At 50.8% G+C, this 17,866-nt stretch carries 16 protein-coding genes and 1 tRNA gene; 10 read left to right on the top strand and 7 right to left on the bottom strand.

Features of this window, described 5'->3' with window-relative positions:
* Nucleotides 1-249: 249 nt before the first annotated feature.
* A complete protein-coding gene (locus IE065_RS12490) occupies nucleotides 250-1,056 on the bottom strand; it encodes a hypothetical protein (protein WP_189515571.1) in 807 nt (268 codons plus the stop codon).
* A gap of 10 nt (nucleotides 1,057-1,066) precedes the next feature.
* Nucleotides 1,067-3,922, bottom strand: coding sequence for a LamG-like jellyroll fold domain-containing protein (locus IE065_RS12485; protein ID WP_200163311.1), 2,856 nt, complete (start codon nucleotides 3,920-3,922; stop codon nucleotides 1,067-1,069).
* Nucleotides 3,923-4,146: 224 nt separating this feature from the next.
* Here IE065_RS12485 and IE065_RS12480 point away from each other — a divergent pair, with 224 nt between their 5' ends.
* The 4 genes from IE065_RS12480 (at nucleotide 4,147) to IE065_RS12465 (ending at nucleotide 8,471) form a co-directional block, all read left to right on the top strand.
* A complete protein-coding gene (locus tag IE065_RS12480; RefSeq protein WP_189515567.1) occupies nucleotides 4,147-5,028 on the top strand; it encodes a helix-turn-helix transcriptional regulator in 882 nt (293 codons plus the stop codon).
* Between the two features lie 118 nt (nucleotides 5,029-5,146).
* Nucleotides 5,147-6,430, top strand: coding sequence for an FAD-dependent oxidoreductase (locus IE065_RS12475; RefSeq protein ID WP_189515565.1), 1,284 nt, complete (start codon nucleotides 5,147-5,149; stop codon nucleotides 6,428-6,430).
* 46 nt (nucleotides 6,431-6,476) lie between these two features.
* Complete coding sequence (locus tag IE065_RS12470) at nucleotides 6,477-8,039, top strand: sulfatase family protein (protein ID WP_189515563.1); 1,563 nt, start codon at nucleotides 6,477-6,479, stop codon at nucleotides 8,037-8,039.
* Between the two features lie 356 nt (nucleotides 8,040-8,395).
* A tRNA-Lys gene (locus IE065_RS12465) sits at nucleotides 8,396-8,471 on the top strand.
* Nucleotides 8,472-8,969: 498 nt separating this feature from the next.
* On the opposite strand, the gene IE065_RS12460 is transcribed toward IE065_RS12465, so the two are convergent.
* From IE065_RS12460 to IE065_RS12440, 5 genes are all read right to left on the bottom strand, one after another.
* Nucleotides 8,970-9,650 (bottom strand): response regulator, encoded by a 681-nt coding sequence (locus IE065_RS12460; protein WP_189515561.1) that lies wholly within the window; start codon nucleotides 9,648-9,650, stop codon nucleotides 8,970-8,972.
* Nucleotides 9,647-11,260, bottom strand: a complete 1,614-nt coding sequence (locus IE065_RS12455) for a sensor histidine kinase (RefSeq protein ID WP_189515559.1) — start codon at nucleotides 11,258-11,260, stop codon at nucleotides 9,647-9,649. The genes IE065_RS12460 and IE065_RS12455 overlap by 4 nt, the downstream gene beginning before the upstream one ends.
* A 65-nt stretch (nucleotides 11,261-11,325) precedes the next feature.
* Nucleotides 11,326-12,720 (bottom strand): DUF7305 domain-containing protein, encoded by a 1,395-nt coding sequence (locus IE065_RS12450; protein WP_189515557.1) that lies wholly within the window; start codon nucleotides 12,718-12,720, stop codon nucleotides 11,326-11,328.
* An 8-nt stretch (nucleotides 12,721-12,728) separates the two neighbouring features.
* Nucleotides 12,729-13,286: a PilW family protein gene (locus tag IE065_RS12445; protein ID WP_267908194.1), complete on the bottom strand. Its 558-nt coding sequence runs from the start codon at nucleotides 13,284-13,286 to the stop codon at nucleotides 12,729-12,731.
* Nucleotides 13,243-13,707 carry a type IV pilus modification PilV family protein gene (locus tag IE065_RS12440; RefSeq protein WP_484484290.1) on the bottom strand — a complete coding sequence of 155 codons (465 nt, stop codon included), beginning with the start codon at nucleotides 13,705-13,707 and terminating at the stop codon, nucleotides 13,243-13,245. Before IE065_RS12440 ends, IE065_RS12445 begins: the two co-directional genes overlap by 44 nt.
* Before the next feature lie 417 nt (nucleotides 13,708-14,124).
* On the opposite strand from IE065_RS12440, the gene IE065_RS12435 reads away from it, so the two are divergent.
* From IE065_RS12435 to IE065_RS12410, 6 genes are all read left to right on the top strand, one after another.
* A complete protein-coding gene (locus tag IE065_RS12435; protein WP_189515551.1) occupies nucleotides 14,125-14,571 on the top strand; it encodes a prepilin-type N-terminal cleavage/methylation domain-containing protein in 447 nt (148 codons plus the stop codon).
* Nucleotides 14,552-15,022 carry a PulJ/GspJ family protein gene (locus IE065_RS12430; RefSeq protein WP_189515549.1) on the top strand — a complete coding sequence of 157 codons (471 nt, stop codon included), beginning with the start codon at nucleotides 14,552-14,554 and terminating at the stop codon, nucleotides 15,020-15,022. The genes IE065_RS12435 and IE065_RS12430 overlap by 20 nt, the downstream gene beginning before the upstream one ends.
* A gap of 1 nt (nucleotide 15,023) precedes the next feature.
* A complete protein-coding gene (locus tag IE065_RS12425; protein ID WP_189515547.1) occupies nucleotides 15,024-15,851 on the top strand; it encodes a hypothetical protein in 828 nt (275 codons plus the stop codon).
* 28 nt (nucleotides 15,852-15,879) lie between these two features.
* The gene (locus IE065_RS12420) at nucleotides 15,880-16,743 is read left to right on the top strand and encodes a DUF7305 domain-containing protein (protein ID WP_189515546.1); all 864 of its coding nucleotides are present in this window, start codon (nucleotides 15,880-15,882) and stop codon (nucleotides 16,741-16,743) included.
* A gap of 141 nt (nucleotides 16,744-16,884) precedes the next feature.
* Entirely contained in the window at nucleotides 16,885-17,298 is a 414-nt protein-coding gene (locus IE065_RS12415; protein ID WP_189515544.1) for a PulJ/GspJ family protein, read from the top strand.
* Entirely contained in the window at nucleotides 17,291-17,860 is a 570-nt protein-coding gene (locus tag IE065_RS12410) for a PilW family protein (protein WP_189515542.1), read from the top strand. Before IE065_RS12415 ends, IE065_RS12410 begins: the two co-directional genes overlap by 8 nt.
* Nucleotides 17,861-17,866 lie beyond the last annotated feature (6 nt).

The following is a 17,866-nucleotide window of genomic DNA, read 5'->3' as shown; positions in this document are numbered from 1 at the left end:
CGTACAAAATTGGATTGGCTTGAGCGACGACTCCAAGGCCAAGAATTGATAGGGTCGAAATGAGTGAAACGCGGTTATTCATAATCAATTAGGGTAGGTGTTTTGTTTTTTGGAGGACTGAACATCAAATAAATGCAATCCGGCTAACATTCAGCAATATGGCTATCTATCAGGCATAATAAACGATTTTCTCGTCATGACAGGTTAAAAAAAGCTGTGATTCTTGCACAAATTTGATGCCACACTAGACTACTTTTCTGGTGCCACCTCTTGAAAACTCGCACCAATTCGAATTTCGTCAAAGAGAAGTGCTTTGTCCTCAGGATCCTCCGAATTAATGGTCCCAATTCTCATGCGTGTGAATTTCACCGGCGCATTTGGTTTCCATATGTCCTCACCATCTACCTTTAACGCAGCGGCGCTGTCATCAGGCTGTCGACCGAGTAGAGGATTGATCCATAGGAATACTGAATCGCTTTTTCCTTCACGAGTATCGACTTCGATGCGTGCGACGAAAAAATTAACATCATTGGTGTAGATCCCAGAAGCGCCCTCCGTAAATTTTTTCTGCGAGCCATTGCTGAGGCGAATTCTCCAAGCATCCAAACGCCCCATTACGCCAAAGGTGACCCAATCAACGTTCTCCGGGCTACGCAATTGAAGAGAAACTTCGTCGCCACTGGCATCAAAAGGTCCCCCCTCAGCGCTAGCCAGAAAAGATACCCACATAACTAACGGCTCATCATTACCTGCTTCTATCGCCTCGAAATCACGATAGGTACCAGCAGTGGTAGCGCCTTTGACCGACGTGTATTCCCCCAAGACATTAAGCGACTTACCCGATCGATCCTTATAGGTAAAGGTTGGTGATTTTAATTCGACGCCACCAGCCCCGCTACGACGCCAATAGGATGTCCAAGAACCGACACCACCATCAGCACCATCCAGAAGCTTGGTATTGTAGTCAAAACCATCGTATAACGACCATTCAGCGCGTAAGCTCAGGCCAAAAAACAGGGAGACAAAAAGTAAGGGTAGGATTCGTGTATATTTCATAATATTATTCTTATCGTTCCCAAAAGGGCAGTAACTGTGCGTTTTGGTTTAATATTGCCACTTCATCGGCAGATATTGCCTGACCATAAACTGAGAACTTAACCATATCACCGGTGAAGAAGCCATTGGCAGGCATTTCATCGACGGCTTTGGTAACGAGAGGATTACCAGCTGGCCCACCTAATGCAAACCCTTCGGTAGAACGAGTGCCGATGCATGCAATGCTATCCTGAAATTCTCCATCCAGATAAAGTGAAAGCTCCCGGCCATTATAACTGATAACCGCATGGTAAAAGCGCCCGGCCTCAAGTGGCTCCTTGCTGAACGCCTTAACAAAAGGATTGGGATGGCGGCGATTTTCCGGTAGCCTTAATGCTGCCAAACGGCCATCTTTCTCAACCACCAATGTGGCCTGTGCGCCACGTTGCATTGCGATCACTTGATAGCGGCCGGTTTCGGTCAGACGAAAAAGCGCCTCGACTGCCACTGGGCCATTAGCCGCCGTATCGTGTTCGGACTTCAATATAGTGCGACCATCGAATCGCAGTGCCCGACCATTACCTGGCAAGTCGATAAAGGTAGAACCCATGTCCTCCGGAATGACAAGATCGTGCCCGTATATTGATCGGTCTGCAATGATGTCCTGAGGTTTATCAAGGCCTTTAACATTGCCCATCAAGGCTGGCTTGGGCCCGGTGAAGACCCATTCTGCCATCAGATTTTGAGTCGACACAATTGGCTCCGCAATGACCGTTGGAGAGTAGGCCCAACTGCCATCTGGAAATTGGGCAACCGCCGCAAAATAATCGGCACCACGCTCTGCAGTGATCCAACGCGTCTGCCACTCAGCGGAACTTTTCGGCATATCAGCCGTCTTCGGTTCGAGCACCACTTGAGTATTGAGCTGCGAAACTTCCGCACCAGATACATCCAATGGAGCTAAAAAACGCATTAAATGTCCTCTCTTTGAGGCAGCAACCAGAGCTGATTCTTGCTGAACATCGTATGCGATACTGTAGAGACCCGATCCGGTGACCTTGCCCTGCCCCACTCCATTGACAACGATACTCAAGCCATCGGCGGCCTTAGCAAGGCGATGTAACGGAATCGAATAGTACAGCTGATCCCCATAACTGGACGTCTGTGCGATAAAAATGTCTGGCAGGTTTGCGTAATCAATTGAGCTACTTTTGGCTCCTTGATATGTTGCACTTATTCGCAAAACGGTCGGTGCTGGAAAATCGGATGGAATATCGACTCCACAGTACCAAGGCTCCATTGATGTAAAATCAATTTCAGGGCTAGTCTCCTCCATCAATGTCTCACCACTTGCAGTCTTCACGATAACCGTCACACGCCCTTTCTTAGGCCCCAACTCACTGGGAAGCGGCAAGACTTCCAACTCAAGCGGTTCTCCCGGATACATTTCCTTTCGATAAGAAAGAACCAGCTCGGGCTCTCCAGATTTCCCCTTTGGCAGTGGCTGCTTAAAATAGTCCGAAAGCATACGTTGGACAATCTCCAGTCTCGCTCCGATATCTGAGTAGGAAGGGCAAAATGTGGTCGCCTCGTTGTAGTCATTCCATGTGGTTAAATGAACGAAATCGGGATTGCCCGCCTTCACAAAATTCCACATTTCGCGCAACTCGGCGGTGTGGCGATTTGAGATAACATTCCGGTTATAAGTGCGATTGGAATAATAGCCTTGGTGTATGGATCCCCCAACGATCAAATCAGGAAAATCATCGCCTAAGTGTTGACGCGCATAGCCCGGGAATCGGCCAGCATCTGTCAGCGAGGAACCACTAAAATGGAAAACACCGTCTGAGACCTTGGCGATTTCTCTGGCCTCGTCCAAATCCACTGTGCCAGAAAGAGCGACTTTGATGCCTCCAAAATTGTAAATCCAAACTGGGTCGAAACCAGACGCTCGCACTTTGCTAGTCAACTTCGTCCATAGCTCCGGCGTCATATCCATGTGAGCCCCGTTATGGTAAGTCAGAATAAACGGACGCCCATCAATCTTAAACCAGCGCGGATCATCACCAAATCGATCCAATAAATAAATCGTTCCATCAATCGCGGCATCAATGTCCTTAAGCTCCAACATTGGTACGATTTTGACAGTATCACTCCCATCTCCTGGAATAGAATCGAGTAGCCTTTTGAAAATAACCGCGCCAGCACGAACTCGATCAGTGTTGAAGAAAACGATGTCCGCCGAAACGACATCGATCCCACTCGCGTGCATGATTTCATATTGGGCAGTGACATTATCATAGTCCGGATTTGGCAAAAGCGGAATCACCGGAAAATCATATTGTCGCTGGTATCCCAGAGCAGTGTAATCTGCGGGGAACCAAGGTAGGTAGCAGGCGAAGGCGGTGTCAGTAATGGTTGCCGGCGGGCTCTCCTCTGCTGCTTCACGCAGTGGCGTACGGTAGCTAACATTTGACATCGCAGCCTGAGAGTCCGTGGCGCGGCGTACTGTGCCATCCAGAATGACGGGGACCTGTGAAGCGTTAATTTCCTCCACGGCACGAATAACGCCTTTTCCCCCAGCCTCAAAGAATAGGCGGTTTCCAACGCGAATAACGGCAAAATCGTAGGGTATATCATCAACCCTTTTCTCGTTCCATCGCTTCACCCAATCACCAGACTTCCAATGCTGTAAAATCGCCTGATTACCATTTAGTCCGAGGCGGTAAAGGCGTTCGCCTTGCGCGTCTCGCAACTCAATCCAAACTGCCTCATTGGCGGCTAATTCAGGTGCACTGGCCTCAAAGGCCCAGTCCGCATTGGGGAGTTGAATCGGCTCTCCGACACTCAAATGTGGAGACAGCAAAAAAGAAGTCAGGGCAATCACAAGTGTGTTAAAATATAGGGGTTTCAAAATAATGAATCGACGCATGAGATGTTGAGTTCGAGGTATGCTTAGAAGGGAAACACTTGTCCAATAATCAGGTAAAAATGAATATTTCTCCAAACAAAAATGTGTTGATAACTTGCACCATTTTGATTTTTTCGATAGATAATCCGCTACACCCCTAAAGCATACAAATAGTTGCTTTAACGACTCGTTACTAAATCATGCCCCATTTTCTTGACCTCATTTCTCCTCATATTCATCGGGTAGGACAAGGCTCTTTCAACCAATGGACCGGTCCGCGCCGCATCATCTATGATCATGAATTATTGCTGATTAGCGAGGGGGAATGCCGTACTACGATTGACGGGGAAGTGTTTATGAATGGAGCAAATAGCTACATCATCAAGCCACCACGAAAGCCCCATTCGGCAGTCCAAACTTCACGCAAAGCCGTGACCTTTCATTGGGTTCACTTCGACTGGGCATACAACGATTCCGTTCAGTATGGAAACATTCCCCTTGTCTGTTATTTGCCCGGCACGCCCAACCCCACGCATCTACGCGAAGCACCAGACTTTATTCCGTCGAACATACTGCGCGGCAAAATCAAGGCACCAGCGACCGCGTTTCAGCTCTTTTCCAGACTCAATGAGCGCTGGAACTTCGGCACCCCGAGGGAGCGCTCAACCTGTAGAGCAATCATGATGGAATTACTAATCGAAATTCTCGGCGAGCAAGAGGATTACTTCCCCAGTACGAACCAGAACTCCAACAAGAATCATACGGCAGAGAAAGTGCGCAATCTCCTGAACATCATGGTACAGGACCCAACTCCTGATCAATTCTCTCTTGAGGTACATATGTCCAAGCTCGGCTACAGCTATCCGCACCTCTGCCGTACATTCAAAAAGGCTTACCGCATTAGCCCAGTAACTTACTTGAACAATCTACGGATGGAACGCGCTAGTATGCTCTTACGCGACACCCAGATTTCCATAGCCGACATTGCAAGCTCGGTTGGGGTGCCCAACCCTGCATACTTCACCAGAGTTTTCACTAAATACTCAGGTAAAAGCCCACGAGAATATCGGTTAAATCCGTAAATCCAACTAAGCTTTTCGCACCAGAAATATCAAGAGCGTGCAACTAATCTACATTTCGTTTCATTGGATTAGTAGATAAGATCAGCAAAAATGATCCGTGATTCTACTAAGGAAACGGATGCAAAAAACTTTATTTGAGAGCTTCTCCAGCCCGGTCGTCGAAAAATGCGATGTGCTGATATGCGGTGGAGGCCCCGCTGGCGTCGCTTCTGCCTTGGCCGCCGCTCGCTCTGGCGCTAAAACGACCCTAATCGAAGTCCACGGATGCCTTGGGGGCGTGTGGACAGCTGGCTGTCTAAGCTGGCTCATCGACTACAAGAACAAGTCCGGCATAATGGCAGAAATCCTTCAGCGCCTTGAGCAAGCCGGCGGGCGGGCCATAACACGTGCCGGTGAGCGCTCCTCGGCTTACGATCCGGAAATCATGAAATGTCTGCTGGAAGAAATGGTCGTGGAAGCGGGTATCCATGTTAGACTCCACAGCCGAATTGTTGCAGCCCATGTCGATGATGAAGGACGTCTGAGCCATGTCATTTCGGAATCAAAATCAGGGCGTGAAGCGTGGTCAGCCAATGTCTTTATTGATGCGACTGGGGATGGAGATCTTGCCGCACAAGCGGGATGCGGATTCGACATGGGACATCCAGAGTCGAAAGAAACTCAACCCATGAGCCTGATGGCCTTGCTCACCGGCCTCGATCCAGAGAAAATAAAGGAATTTTTCGAAGAGACCTCTGGAGATGAAAAAGAGCACGCAAAGAGCCGATTATTTAATCACCTAAAAGCGCATGGACACTCCCCCTCCTATGCATCTCCGACGCTGTTCCGCATCCGCGACGGTCTTTTTGCGCTAATGGCAAACCATGAGTACGGAGTCCTCGGCATCAATGCAGAAGACGTTACTAAGGCGACGTTGAATGCGCGCAGAGAACTCAATTCCATCATCCGTACACTCAAAGAATCCGGCCCCCCTTGGGATAACATAAGCCTAGTTGCAACAGCAGGACAGATAGGTATACGCGAAGGACGTCGCATCCATGGCCGATACAGGGTTACAATCGAGGACTTATTGGAGGGCCGTAAGCATGAAGACTGCATTTGCGAAGCGACGTTTTGCGTCGATGTCCACTCAACGAATCCCAGGCAGGGAAAAGGCTATTCGGACATGGATTTAGAAATCGTCCCTTACCAAATCCCACTTCGCGCCGCAATTGCCGCCGATGTGAATGGCTTGATGATGGCCGGTCGGTGCATCAGTGGAGACTTCTTTGCCCACGCAAGTTACCGAGTAACTGGCAACGCAGTACTGATGGGAGAAAATGTCGGAAAGGCAGCTGCTTATGCATCGGAAAACAGCATTATGCCACACGAAATCATAAGCCATAAACTGGCTACCGTATAAGCGCTGGGACTTCATCCGCTCGTTTAAAAAGTAAAAGCTCAAATTGATGTATAACGTAATTATGGTCCTTGCGGACCAACATAATGCCGACCTGATGGGATGCGCTGGACATTCTCAAGTAATCACGCCGCATCTGGATCACTTTGCTTCCGAAGGCGTGCGTTTTACGTCAGCATACACACAAAATCCGATTTGCACGCCAAGCCGCGTTAGTATTCTCAGCGGACAATATTGTCATAATCATGGCTATTATGGACTCTCCGGGCCAGCACCTACTGGATTAAATAATTTCCTCCGGCATTTCCGAAACCATGGCTACCGTACTGCCGCCCTTGGAAAACTGCATCTACCCGAGTCACCACGCAACTGGATTGCTGACGATGTAGACTATTTTGGCGATGCTTATGAAACCATTGATGGCACGATAGGAGAATCAAAATACATCAGCCACCTCACAGAACTCGGATTACGGGACAAAGAAGACAGCTGGCATAACCCTTGGAACTATGGAAAACCGTCGATTACACATGACGCCAAGCCCTCTGAGCTCCCATACGAACATACCATGGAGATGTGGTGCCTACAGCGTGCGATTCAATTCATGGGTGAACAGTCCGATAAGCCGTTTTGCGTTAAGTTAGACTTTCAAAAGCCCCATCATCCATTGCTGCCAAATCAACAGTTTTGGGATATGTATCCTGAATCGATTGAACTCCCGGAAACTTTTAATCAGGACCCCTCTCATCGGCCTCCCCATTTCCAGAAAGCATTCCAACAATTCCGAGATGCGTCATGGGACTTCGCCGCTGAGGGTGACTCTTTTGAAGATGGTGCGCGACGTGCTTGGCGCGGAACTCTAGCATGTATCACGCAAATAGATGACGTTTTCGGTCAGCTCCTCAATTTCCTTGAGAAGAGTGGTCTCGCCAAGAACACGATCGTTGTCTACGGCAGCGACCACGGAGCCTATCACGGTATCCATGGCATTGAAGAAAAGGCACCCGGCATTTGCTCAGAGGCAGTTTGCCGCGTTCCGATGCTGTGGCGGGTGCCGGGAGTCACGGCTGAAAACACCGTCTATTCCAGTTTAGCTGAGAATATCGACATCGCCCCAACCTTATGCTCAATTTGCAAATTACCAGCGATGGATAGCACTGATGGCCACGACCTCTCAACTGCGTTAAAGGGGAGCCAAGAACCCGTCCGCAATACCGCAGTCACCGAGAATGTCTGGAGCAAAGCTATACGTTGGAAGAATTGGCGCTTCGTCCATTACCAGGAATCACAATTTGATGGAGTAAACACTGGAGAACTCTACGACATAGAGAAAGACCCGAATGAAACTAAAAACCTCTACCATGACACTGCCTTTCAGGGTGTTGTACATGATTGCCGGAAGAAACTCTTGGAATGGATTATTGAGACGCAACGAGTCACAACGGCGATGCCGAACAAGCCGCACTCAGTAAGTCAGGACAACCCACTCGATTCAGAGCCAGACTCTCCGGCTATCGCAAAAAAACGCCATTACCTAATGGAAACCGACAACCGAGGCCCTAATTCTGTCCAACCCAGAAATCGAACCGATCAACTTGAAATGTACCTATGAGCTGATTCGCAAAATGCCCACCAAAACACCAAGAGTTAATGCCACTTCCACCACTACCCCAGTTTGTTCAGAATAACCTAATGCGTCCATGAGTATATCCCTCAGAGAAACTGTTCAATTGGCCGCAAATACTTAAAGTAGATTTTTTATTTTTACCCCTTGACTGAGATTCACTCGAACGTAGTATCGCCCGCTTTCCTTGTTCTTACAAAGATTCTCGACAATTTTGATCGATATGCACTTGGTTTTAAAATGTGCTCGTCTTACAAAAGATGACCGCAGCGTATAAATCGGACGCGTAAACGTCAAAAGACCAATAATAGTCGGAAACATAAGTCTTTGTAAGTCAATAACATGCCTCCCTAGCTCAATTGGTAGAGCAGTTGACTCTTAATCAATTGGTTCGCGGTTCGAGTCCGCGGGGGGGTACCATTTAAATAGCCTGTCCAAAACGAAAAACAGCGCTACAACCAGCATAGATACTAATCTTGCGGTTTTTTTCGTGCCCGAAATTCGACTTTGGCGCATTCGGAGCAATTTTTTCAAAATATCCACTCTCGAACGTTTCATTGTCAATTATCGTTCAATGAATGGGAAGACGCCGACAAGGACCAAAGCTTTATAAGCTGAATCATCCTTCGACCCCATGGCAGGTCTATCTAAATCGTCTAGGTGGAAAGCCGATCAGTAGTATTTTTGATGTGTCTATTTAGCGCTTTGTTTTACATTCAGGCAAGCGCGTCAGCATGGATTATCTGTTTTATAAGTCCTTGGGACTATAGGCAATTAAGTATGGACGCGATAAGGCCATTTAGCACGGCATAACTAGGGCGCAGAAAGAAACCGCCAGAAACGAAGACGAAATGAACTGGGCTAATCGTCCAGTTGGAGCAAATCAAGGCGAAGCTGTCTGCCTTTTCAATGTCCCGATCAACGACCGAATGGGTAGCCATCCTGTCGGCGGACGAAGCTCCAGTAGAGGGCAGCGGCTTCGGTGCGACGGGATGCGTAGAGCTTGCTGAGCACGTTGCTGAAGTAGTTCTTGACGGTCTTTTCGCTGAGATTAAGAGCCACGGCGACTTCTTTGTTGGTCAGGCCTTTGGCGACTTGCTCAAGCACCCGTCGCTCTTGGGCGGATAGGCTATGCACCAAATCTTCCTGCTTACTCTGGTGGGAGTCACGCATATGGTTGACCACGTGCTGGGTGACTGACGGATCCAAAATGCTCTTACCGATCGCAACATCCTGAAGGGCGGAAATGATGGCAGCGCCGTTGATATTCTTCAGAATGTAGCCGTCGATGCCTTGTGCAAAGGCTTCAAAAATGCAGCGGTCGTCCTCACATGAGGTTAAGACGAGAATGCGGGCCTGGTGATCGGAGGCACGCATGCGGCTGCAGAGTTCCACACCATTGCCATCAGGTAGCATGAGATCAAGCAGGACAAGGTCAGGCTTGACCTGATCATAAAGCTGCAAGGCATCTCGGCAATTGCCAGCTTCACCAAGGATTTCAAAATCCTCATTGTCTTCGATAAGCTGGCGTAATCCGATACGCACCACTTCGTGATCTTCAACAATAATAATTGTCGTGGGTGTAACGGATGTCATCATGGTTTATCTATTATCGGCACTTTTATATGAACGCGTGTTCCGGTTGAGGGGCGTGACATAATTTTAACATATGCGCTCATTTGTCGAGCACGATCTTGAATGTTTGCCAGACCACGGCCCTCTAGGCGCAGGTCTTCGTGGTCAAACCCGACGCCGTCATCCACGATACTTAGCTCGACAGCATCGGGCTCGTGGGAAAGCCTGAGGACAATATTTTTCGCCTCGGCGTGGCGGATCGCGTTGCTGAGCAGTTCCCGCGAGAGCTGGTAAATATGAAGCGCCTGGGCGGTTGTTAGAGCGAGGCAGGCTCCGGGATTAATGCGGATATCGATGGCCGTATCCGTGCTCTTACGCGCGTGAATGACGAGCTGCTCCAGCGCATTATGCAGGCTCTGGCCCTGGAGTGGAGCGGGCGTGAGGCCCTTGATGAAGCCGCGCAGCTCGCGGATAATGCTATTGAGGGTGTCCTTGCAATCGTTGATGCGGTCCATCGTTTTAGCGGGGTCACGCTGGGCCATTGCGTTGGCGCGCTCTAGCTGGAGCCCGACCGCGTAAACGCTCTGGATGACCCCGTCGTGGAGGTCGCGAGCAAGGGTTTCGCGCACGAGAGCAGTCTCTTCCTGGATGCGGGCCTGCTCTTGTTGGCGATGCACTTCGCGGGTCAGCTCAAGCCGAGCCTCGGTGGATTCGGTAAGCCGCTGGGCAATGCGGGACCAATCGTAATCCTCGTTGAGGATGGGCTTTAGGACCGTGGGGTCGTCCTTTTCCAGTGCCTCAGATACCAGACGCACCGGATAGGCGAGCCACTTCCAGAGCACAGCAAAAAACAGGACGAGGATGCCCAGCACGCCAAAAGCGATGCGGTTCATCGCCTCCCGACGTTGCCTCAAAATGACCTGCTCGGCGCTGAGATCGAATGTGGCGGTGTAAGCAAAAACGGGCTGGCCCATGGCACCGAGGCCGACCTCGGTGGCGCGATATTCGCGACTACTGTTAATGAAGCCGGGGGGATGAGCATTAATCTCGGTGACCGGAAAGGCCTGCAACGTTGCCCCAGTCGATTCGCCGAGAGATGTCATGTAAACGCGGTCCCAGTAGCGTCCGCAGATCAGGTAGCCCGTCGGTTGGTCGTTGTCCGACTTCAAGGGGGCAAAGGCACATTGCAGCGGCCCACCGCCTACAGAGGTGGAGAAAAACAGCGCGTCTTCGCCTTCGTTGGCCAGATACCGGAGAATGCTCGGCGAAGGGATCAGGGCTTCCGGCGCTAGTTTATTTTTGAACTCGCGGGCGAAAGCAACGCTTAGGTCGGGGCGCAGGACAGCAAAGAAATCCACTTTAGCGTCACGGGCAGCATGGACGATGTCATCGTTGGCGGGAAGACCTTGTAGCGTGTCACGACTGTACTCGTAGGCAAACGATTCCAGAGAACGGGAAATCATTCGACTGGTGCTATAGAGCGAGACATGGCGACTGGCAGCGACGGACCGGAGCAGCTTTTCTGAGGCGGCCCAATCCGATCGAGACTGCCAAAGCAGGAGTACACCAATTATGGCCAGCATGACCACCATGACGCCGAGCAGGCGATTCCAAATACTGATGCCGGGATTCATTCGGCGTCAGACTAAATTAGGCAATCGCATTCAAGCAAGCGTGCGTGCGCATCAAATGGCCCAATTTACAGAGCAGCAAATTCGTTCCGATACTTGGTCTTGTCTGCTTCGGTGGTGAGCTCGTTCCAGCTTTCCATGCGATAGGAGTCCTCCTCAAAGAACAGATTTTTAAGTTGGATGTCGTAATGGAAACCATAGTTGCCAGTAACCTTGATGGTGTTGGCGACAATGGCACCTAGCAATTCACCGCCGGAACCACCGCCATTGAGCGAGACCGCAGCGTTGGGCGCGTAGATGACTCCGGCCAGAGCTGCATTACCGCTGTAGGAAAAACTCTGGCTGCTGTCCCCAGTGCCATAGATGATCAAGCTCTCCGGCTTGGGATAAGCGCCGGTCGTAGAGGGCGTTACGCCAAATGTGCCATTAGGCGTGGGGTTATAAGTGCCAGCCACGTTGACAATGCCGTTTCCAGCCACCGCCATATTGCCATCGATATACATCTTTAGTTTGCCGGTGGACTGGTTTATATTGATGGCGGCACTGGAGCCCGACACTTTGACATCGCCCTTCACCACCAAAGTCACATCGCCGTCGATGTTTAATCTCTTGCTGCCCGTGAGAGTAATCGAGTCAACAATGTAAGTGCCGCTGCTCAAGGTGGTGTTGCTGCTAATGACTGGAATGAATGTTCCACCGGAGGGAGCGTCGATTGCAGGAAAATCCGCTCGGAAGTCATTGGTAACCAGTTCCGGGTTGACGTAGCCGCTGGGGATCAGAGCTGGTGAGCCGTAGTCGTTGACGTCACCGGCGTCAAACACGCGGGCGTTCGGGCCCATATTAACCGTGCCACCTCCAGTTGCCACACCGCCCATCACGTCGCTGTTGGAGATGTTCGCCGCATCGTTGACAATGCTAGTGGTGGCGACTGTTCCCTCGTCTTCCACGCTCCCGATAATGTCGGTTGATTGGGAGTCGTAGGCGTCGAAGCCCACGTTGCCACCCGAAAAGGTGATGGTGTCCTTGGCGGTGAGTCCGTTGGGAGCGACCTGGCGGGGGACCAATTCGATGCGGAGTATTTTGTCCATTATCCGACCATCGGGGAGCGTCAGAACGCCGCGGGCAGTGATGGTGGGATCACCGGTCGGGTCTTCAATGATCATCTGGATCGAGGTGCTCTTGGCTTGGTCGTAATCAAAGCCCACTGCTTTCTTGTAAATGAAGTCGCCACTTGCTGAGGTGGCCCACGAGGAAATGTCGTCGTTATTGAGCGCCCAGATTGCTTCCTCAGCCCCGGCTTCGGCAAGGTTTAGCGCACCGTTACGCAGGAAGGACGTATAGGAGAACTTGGACTCGTGAGTCGCCATTTTCAGGTAGGAGGCGGAAATGACGGCGACAATCGCCGACAGGATCACGGCCAGCATCAGGGCAGAGCCGCGACGTTCAGGAAAAGTGCGTCTCATGATGGAACCTAGTTGGTGATAATGCGGTTGCGCATATTGAACCGGGCAGAAATAATGTGATCCGAGTTGTCATTCTTGACGTTCACACGGATAAGATCGATGCGCAGTTGCACAGCCTTCACTTCATTGATGTTAGACGTTTTGCCTCCCAAAATGTTGTAGTAGCCGATGTCCAGCGTGCTGATGTTATCCAGCAATACCTCTTTGGTGCCACTGGTCAGGGAGGTACGGATCAACTGACCTGGCGCGGACAAGTAGGCGTATTCCACTGTTTCGTCACCTGACGCATTAGCAACCACCACAATGAATGCGGTGCGGCTGATACTATTGACTTGGGAGGCCATCCGAATTTCGCGGCCAAATTTTTCCAGGAAATATGAGCCGTCTCGGTTCATCTCGGCATAATTGCCTAGGGAGACCGAGCTACGCAGCATGAAGATCAAAGTGCTCGTTATACCTGCCATGAGAAACCCCATCATGGTAGTTGCGATCATCACTTCCACGAGGCTGAAGCCTCGGCGGCTAGAAGACGCGTGTATAGTAATCACTGAGGCCCTCCTTTCCATACCATGTGGCATAAGACAGATCATGGCTGGTATGTTTGGAATCTTTCCATGTGGCCGTGAGTGTGATCTGTTTCATGTTCGTCTTCGTATCAACAATCATCCGCGTGGCAACCAAGTCGCGGATACGGTCTTCGTCTCCTTCAAAGTGAACCGTGAACTTGCTGGCTTTGCCTTCAGTGAGGACCAGTGCTTCAACCTCTTCCCAGCTCATTGAGCGGAGGGTTTCCATCTCAGTCTGCAATATTTGGGAGATTCGGGTAGCGTGCCGTGCGTTTTCAATACGGGTAAAGCCGTAGCCCATACTAACCACGGAGGAACCCATCACTAGCCCCATGATCATCATCGCGATCAATACCTCCAAAATCGTTGTCCCCCGATGTGCGCTTGGAACCCGAGTGGAATGGGAGTGAGCCAATGTCATTTTCACGACTCACTATACCATAAATCAAGCAACGAAAATAAGAGCCAATTGGCCACTCAATGAGCCCTAATTTGTCATGGGGTTTCGCTCTTAGTTACTGACCAAGAAGTATTTGGAACGGCTGACCATAGCCCATTAGACTGGGATGTTAGCGGTAGTCCTAGTGAAGTTTAGTCACCGGAAACGATAGGTGCATTTAGCGTCTGTTGTAAATATCCAGTCGTTTCATTTTGCTGATATTACCGACACAATGGGGGCTCAAGAGTCAGTTGTAGTAGGGGAATATGTTGGTACAGGCCAGATATTTTCACTCAATCCACCACATTAGTGATGCCAGATGGCCCTAGAGATACGGGGCCATGAACCATCCTAATGGCCTCTATTGTTTTTGGCCGATCCATAGTATACTCTGAAACTGTGAAAACAAGGCAGACATCGCGGCCCGAGCACGCTGGCATTACGCTCATTGAGCTGATGATTGGGATGATGATCATCGCGATGATATTCCTCTCCACGATGGCGACGCTTTCGATTGGTTTTCGGGCCTCTGAAAATGCCCGACTGAACGGGGACGCGCAGTATTTTCTGGAATCCGAGCTGGAGTACATACGGACCCTAAAATGGGCCGAGATCGAAACGCTCAAACAGGCCTACGAGGCCAATCAGAAGACGAGTGACTCGACGAAGTTTACGAGCATTTCGCCAGATCCACGCCTTTCCGGCATTGTCTCGATTACCGCGCGCAACAGCCGTTCTGACCAAGTAGAAGTATTACTCTCTGTTCAATGGAACGACTCCAAAGGAAAATCACATGACGCCAACATTGTCACCATTGTCACAAAAAGTGGCGTCACCGCATCGTAAAGCGCCCGGCTTCACCTTGGTGGAGTTGATAATCGCCGTTACGATCGCTACCTTTGTGCTCACGGGAGCCACTGCGATGTTTATCCAGTTCACCAAGACGAACTTGAGCATGGCGGCACGTTCTGAATTTGACCGACAGATGCGGGTCACGCTCCAGACCATCGCAACCGACACCCGTGTGGCCGCCAACGCCACGGTCAACGGAAATGTTGTCACTCTGACCATGGCCAGCGGTACGCCTACAATGATCCACTACACTTATGACGCCAGTAACAAACGACTCCTGCGAGCCGAAGACACCAATGCGGACCGCACGATGTTGGACAATGTGACCACGTTTACAGCTTCGAAATCCAACAACGATGTCAGCTACGACATTGTTTTCAGCAAACACGTGGGCGACCGCGACATCACCCTCGATCGCGCAATGACCTTTCGCATGAGGAATTAGCATGAAAAAACTGAATCTGTACCAATCGGGCTCCGGCTCAATGCTGATCGCCGCCATCATTTTTGCCATGGTCGCCTTTATGATGCTGGGCACCGTGTTGCCCAGTTACTTAACCGACTATCGGACTTCGGTGCGCAACCGCCTCCTCTCATCTGCATTCGCCCTAGCGGAAGCAGGAGGCGAGGAAGCCATCTGGTCGGCCTATCAGAATGGTTGGGATGTGGACGCCTGGAAGGCCGATGCTGACTGGAAAGCCATCACAGGGGCCGATGGAGAGACATATTACGTCCGCCGCGTTTATTTCCCCAACGTCAGTCTGGGCGGCACTTACACCGGTTACGCCAAGGTCGCAATCAAGGAACCCGTCAGGGGGGAAAGCATGGAAGTCGTCGCTCAGGGCATTATTATTGATGAAAAGGGCAATGATTACATCAACCAGATTGTCCAGGTAGATACCAATATGCTAAAGCCCTTCGTCGGATTCGTGTCCGAAGACACCCTTGACCTAGGCAGCGGCACGACAGTAAGCGCCACCAATACCGATAATTTCCCCACCATCGCGGAGGCATTGGCCGACCGTGACAGTAATGGCGTGGTCGGCTCTCTGAGCACGAGCAGCAACTCCGTGCAGCTCGCCAATTCCAATCAAAAAACACCGGCCAATGTATCTGCATTTCAAATTGGAACAGTCATCACCGGAGCGAGTGTCTTCAGTGATGCCGTGTCCTACAGTGGTACGGTTCTGAACCAGACGAGTAATTACACAGCGTCCTTTCCGTCCATCGAGCATCCTTCTGCTTCGGGTAACAATGGCCCAACATCCTTCTAACAAGTTTAATAATTTTCCACATTACGCCATGAAAATCAACCAACTCTCACATCTGATTCACACTCTGGCTTTCACTGGCGCGTTTGCCTTTGCTCTGCCCATGTATGCAGGTAACGGAAATGGTAATGGCAATGGCAAGGGGAACAGTGGTGGATCGACCACGACCACCACCACGACTACGACGTCATCCAGTAACGGCAATGGAAACGGTAATGGTAATGGTAATGGAAACAGTGGTGGTGGCATCACTGGCGATGTTGTCGGGGGCGGCGTCGACACCGCTACTGACACGGTCGACAAAGTCTCAAAAAAATCCGGTAAGGTCGTCGATGCGTCGAGTGACTCGCAGAATCCAACGGTTTACCATTTCGATTCCAACTATACCTTGGGTAGCGATGTGGTGATCAATGGACACGCGGTTATTGTAGCCGATGGAGGATTCGACTTCAAAAATAGCGAAATGCAAATTGGCCTTAACTCTTCGCTGATCATGTACGTGAAGGGTGACATCAACCTGCGCGGTAACGGCGAACTGAACACCCTGGCCCCGCCATCCAGCTTGATCATCTATGGCACCGGAGGTGACGGCCAAGCAATCGACGTTGGTGGGAATGCCGGTGTATCTGGCGTGATTTACGCCCCGGACGCGGATATACTCATCCACGGCACTTCTGGCATCCTGGGCGCGGCGATCGGCAAGACGATCACCAACAAAGGGCAAGGGAGTGAAAACAAATCTTTTAACGGGCTCAACTACGACGAAGCACTGAAGGACATGGCCCTGGGCGACGAGGCCATGATCATGGAGGACTATGGCATAATCAAAGCGAACGATAACTTTCAGGGGAATTCAAGTTATGGCGATTACGCCAACTTCTTCTCTCAGTTCTAACAAGCTCCAACATACTATTTTCAACAAGTGACGCTTTCCGAGGGGCGTCGCTTTTTAATATTCTTCTATCAGTGCGATCTTGCACTGCGCCGGGAATCTCTTTAAGATTTGGTCGGTTTACCCGATGAGAGTTAAGAAGTTATGAACTATCGCACTAGAGCCAGTTGGCCCTGTTCCGGCATGACGCTGGTAGAGGTTATGGTCGCTATGTCCTTGGTGGCCATGGTGATGGGCTCTGCTTTCGTTGCGCTAAAACCCGCCATGCGGGCCTCCGAAAACAGCCGTCTCAATGTGACAGCGAACGAAATTCTGATCTCGGAGATGGAGCGCATCCGCGCATTGAACTGGGATGAAGCGATTTCCCTCAAGGATGGCGATGCCTTCAAGACCACCATTTTCGACCCCCGGTTATCCTCCCGAATGCGCGTAAGCGAGCGCGAAAGCCGCGAGGATCAACTACTGGTCGTGCTTGAGGTATTTTGGACGGACTCCACCGGCAAAGCCCAGCATGCCCGCGTCGTCACATTCATCACCCAATACGGAATCAGTGCGTAACCGTCGTCCAGCGTCCATTGCACCCCACTCTGGCTTTTCCTTGGTGGAGCTCCTCATCGCCGCGAGCTTGGCCTCGGTGGTCTTTGTCATCGCCTTCACGGCAATGATCCGCTTCGGCAAAATCCATTACAGCCTGGCCACTCAGGCCGATCTGGACCGAGAATTTCGCTACGCTATCAATCTGATCACCGACGATTTTCGCGGCCTGAGCTCCATTGTCATCGAAGTCCCCGACGAGAAGGAGGCCGATGCGGACGAGCTACCCACCATCACCATTTCACTGCCCTCTCTAGAGAATGCGGCTGGCGTCACGCCTAGCCGCACCGAGGTAATCTACTCCATTGGTGAGGATGATGTACTGCGCCGCGTTTACGCCGAGTATTCCGACCAGGGCATCGTGCTGGCAAGCAAGAGCATACGACTGCTCACAGGGGTAACCGATTTCGATGTCAACCGCGTGGGTGGGTCGTCCAGCTTTGACCTGACTTTAACTTCTGAGCGCAAGGCTGGAGGGCATCAGTATGAGAAAACGTTAAATACACGCGTGGCCTCGCGCAACTAGACCGAT

Origin of the sequence: Cerasicoccus arenae, from assembly GCF_014651635.1 — a bacterium.
GTDB classification, from domain to species: Bacteria; Verrucomicrobiota; Verrucomicrobiia; order Opitutales; family Cerasicoccaceae; genus Cerasicoccus; species Cerasicoccus arenae.
The sequence above is the reverse complement of the archived record's forward strand: the minus strand, read 5'-3'. Positions and strand labels throughout refer to the sequence as shown.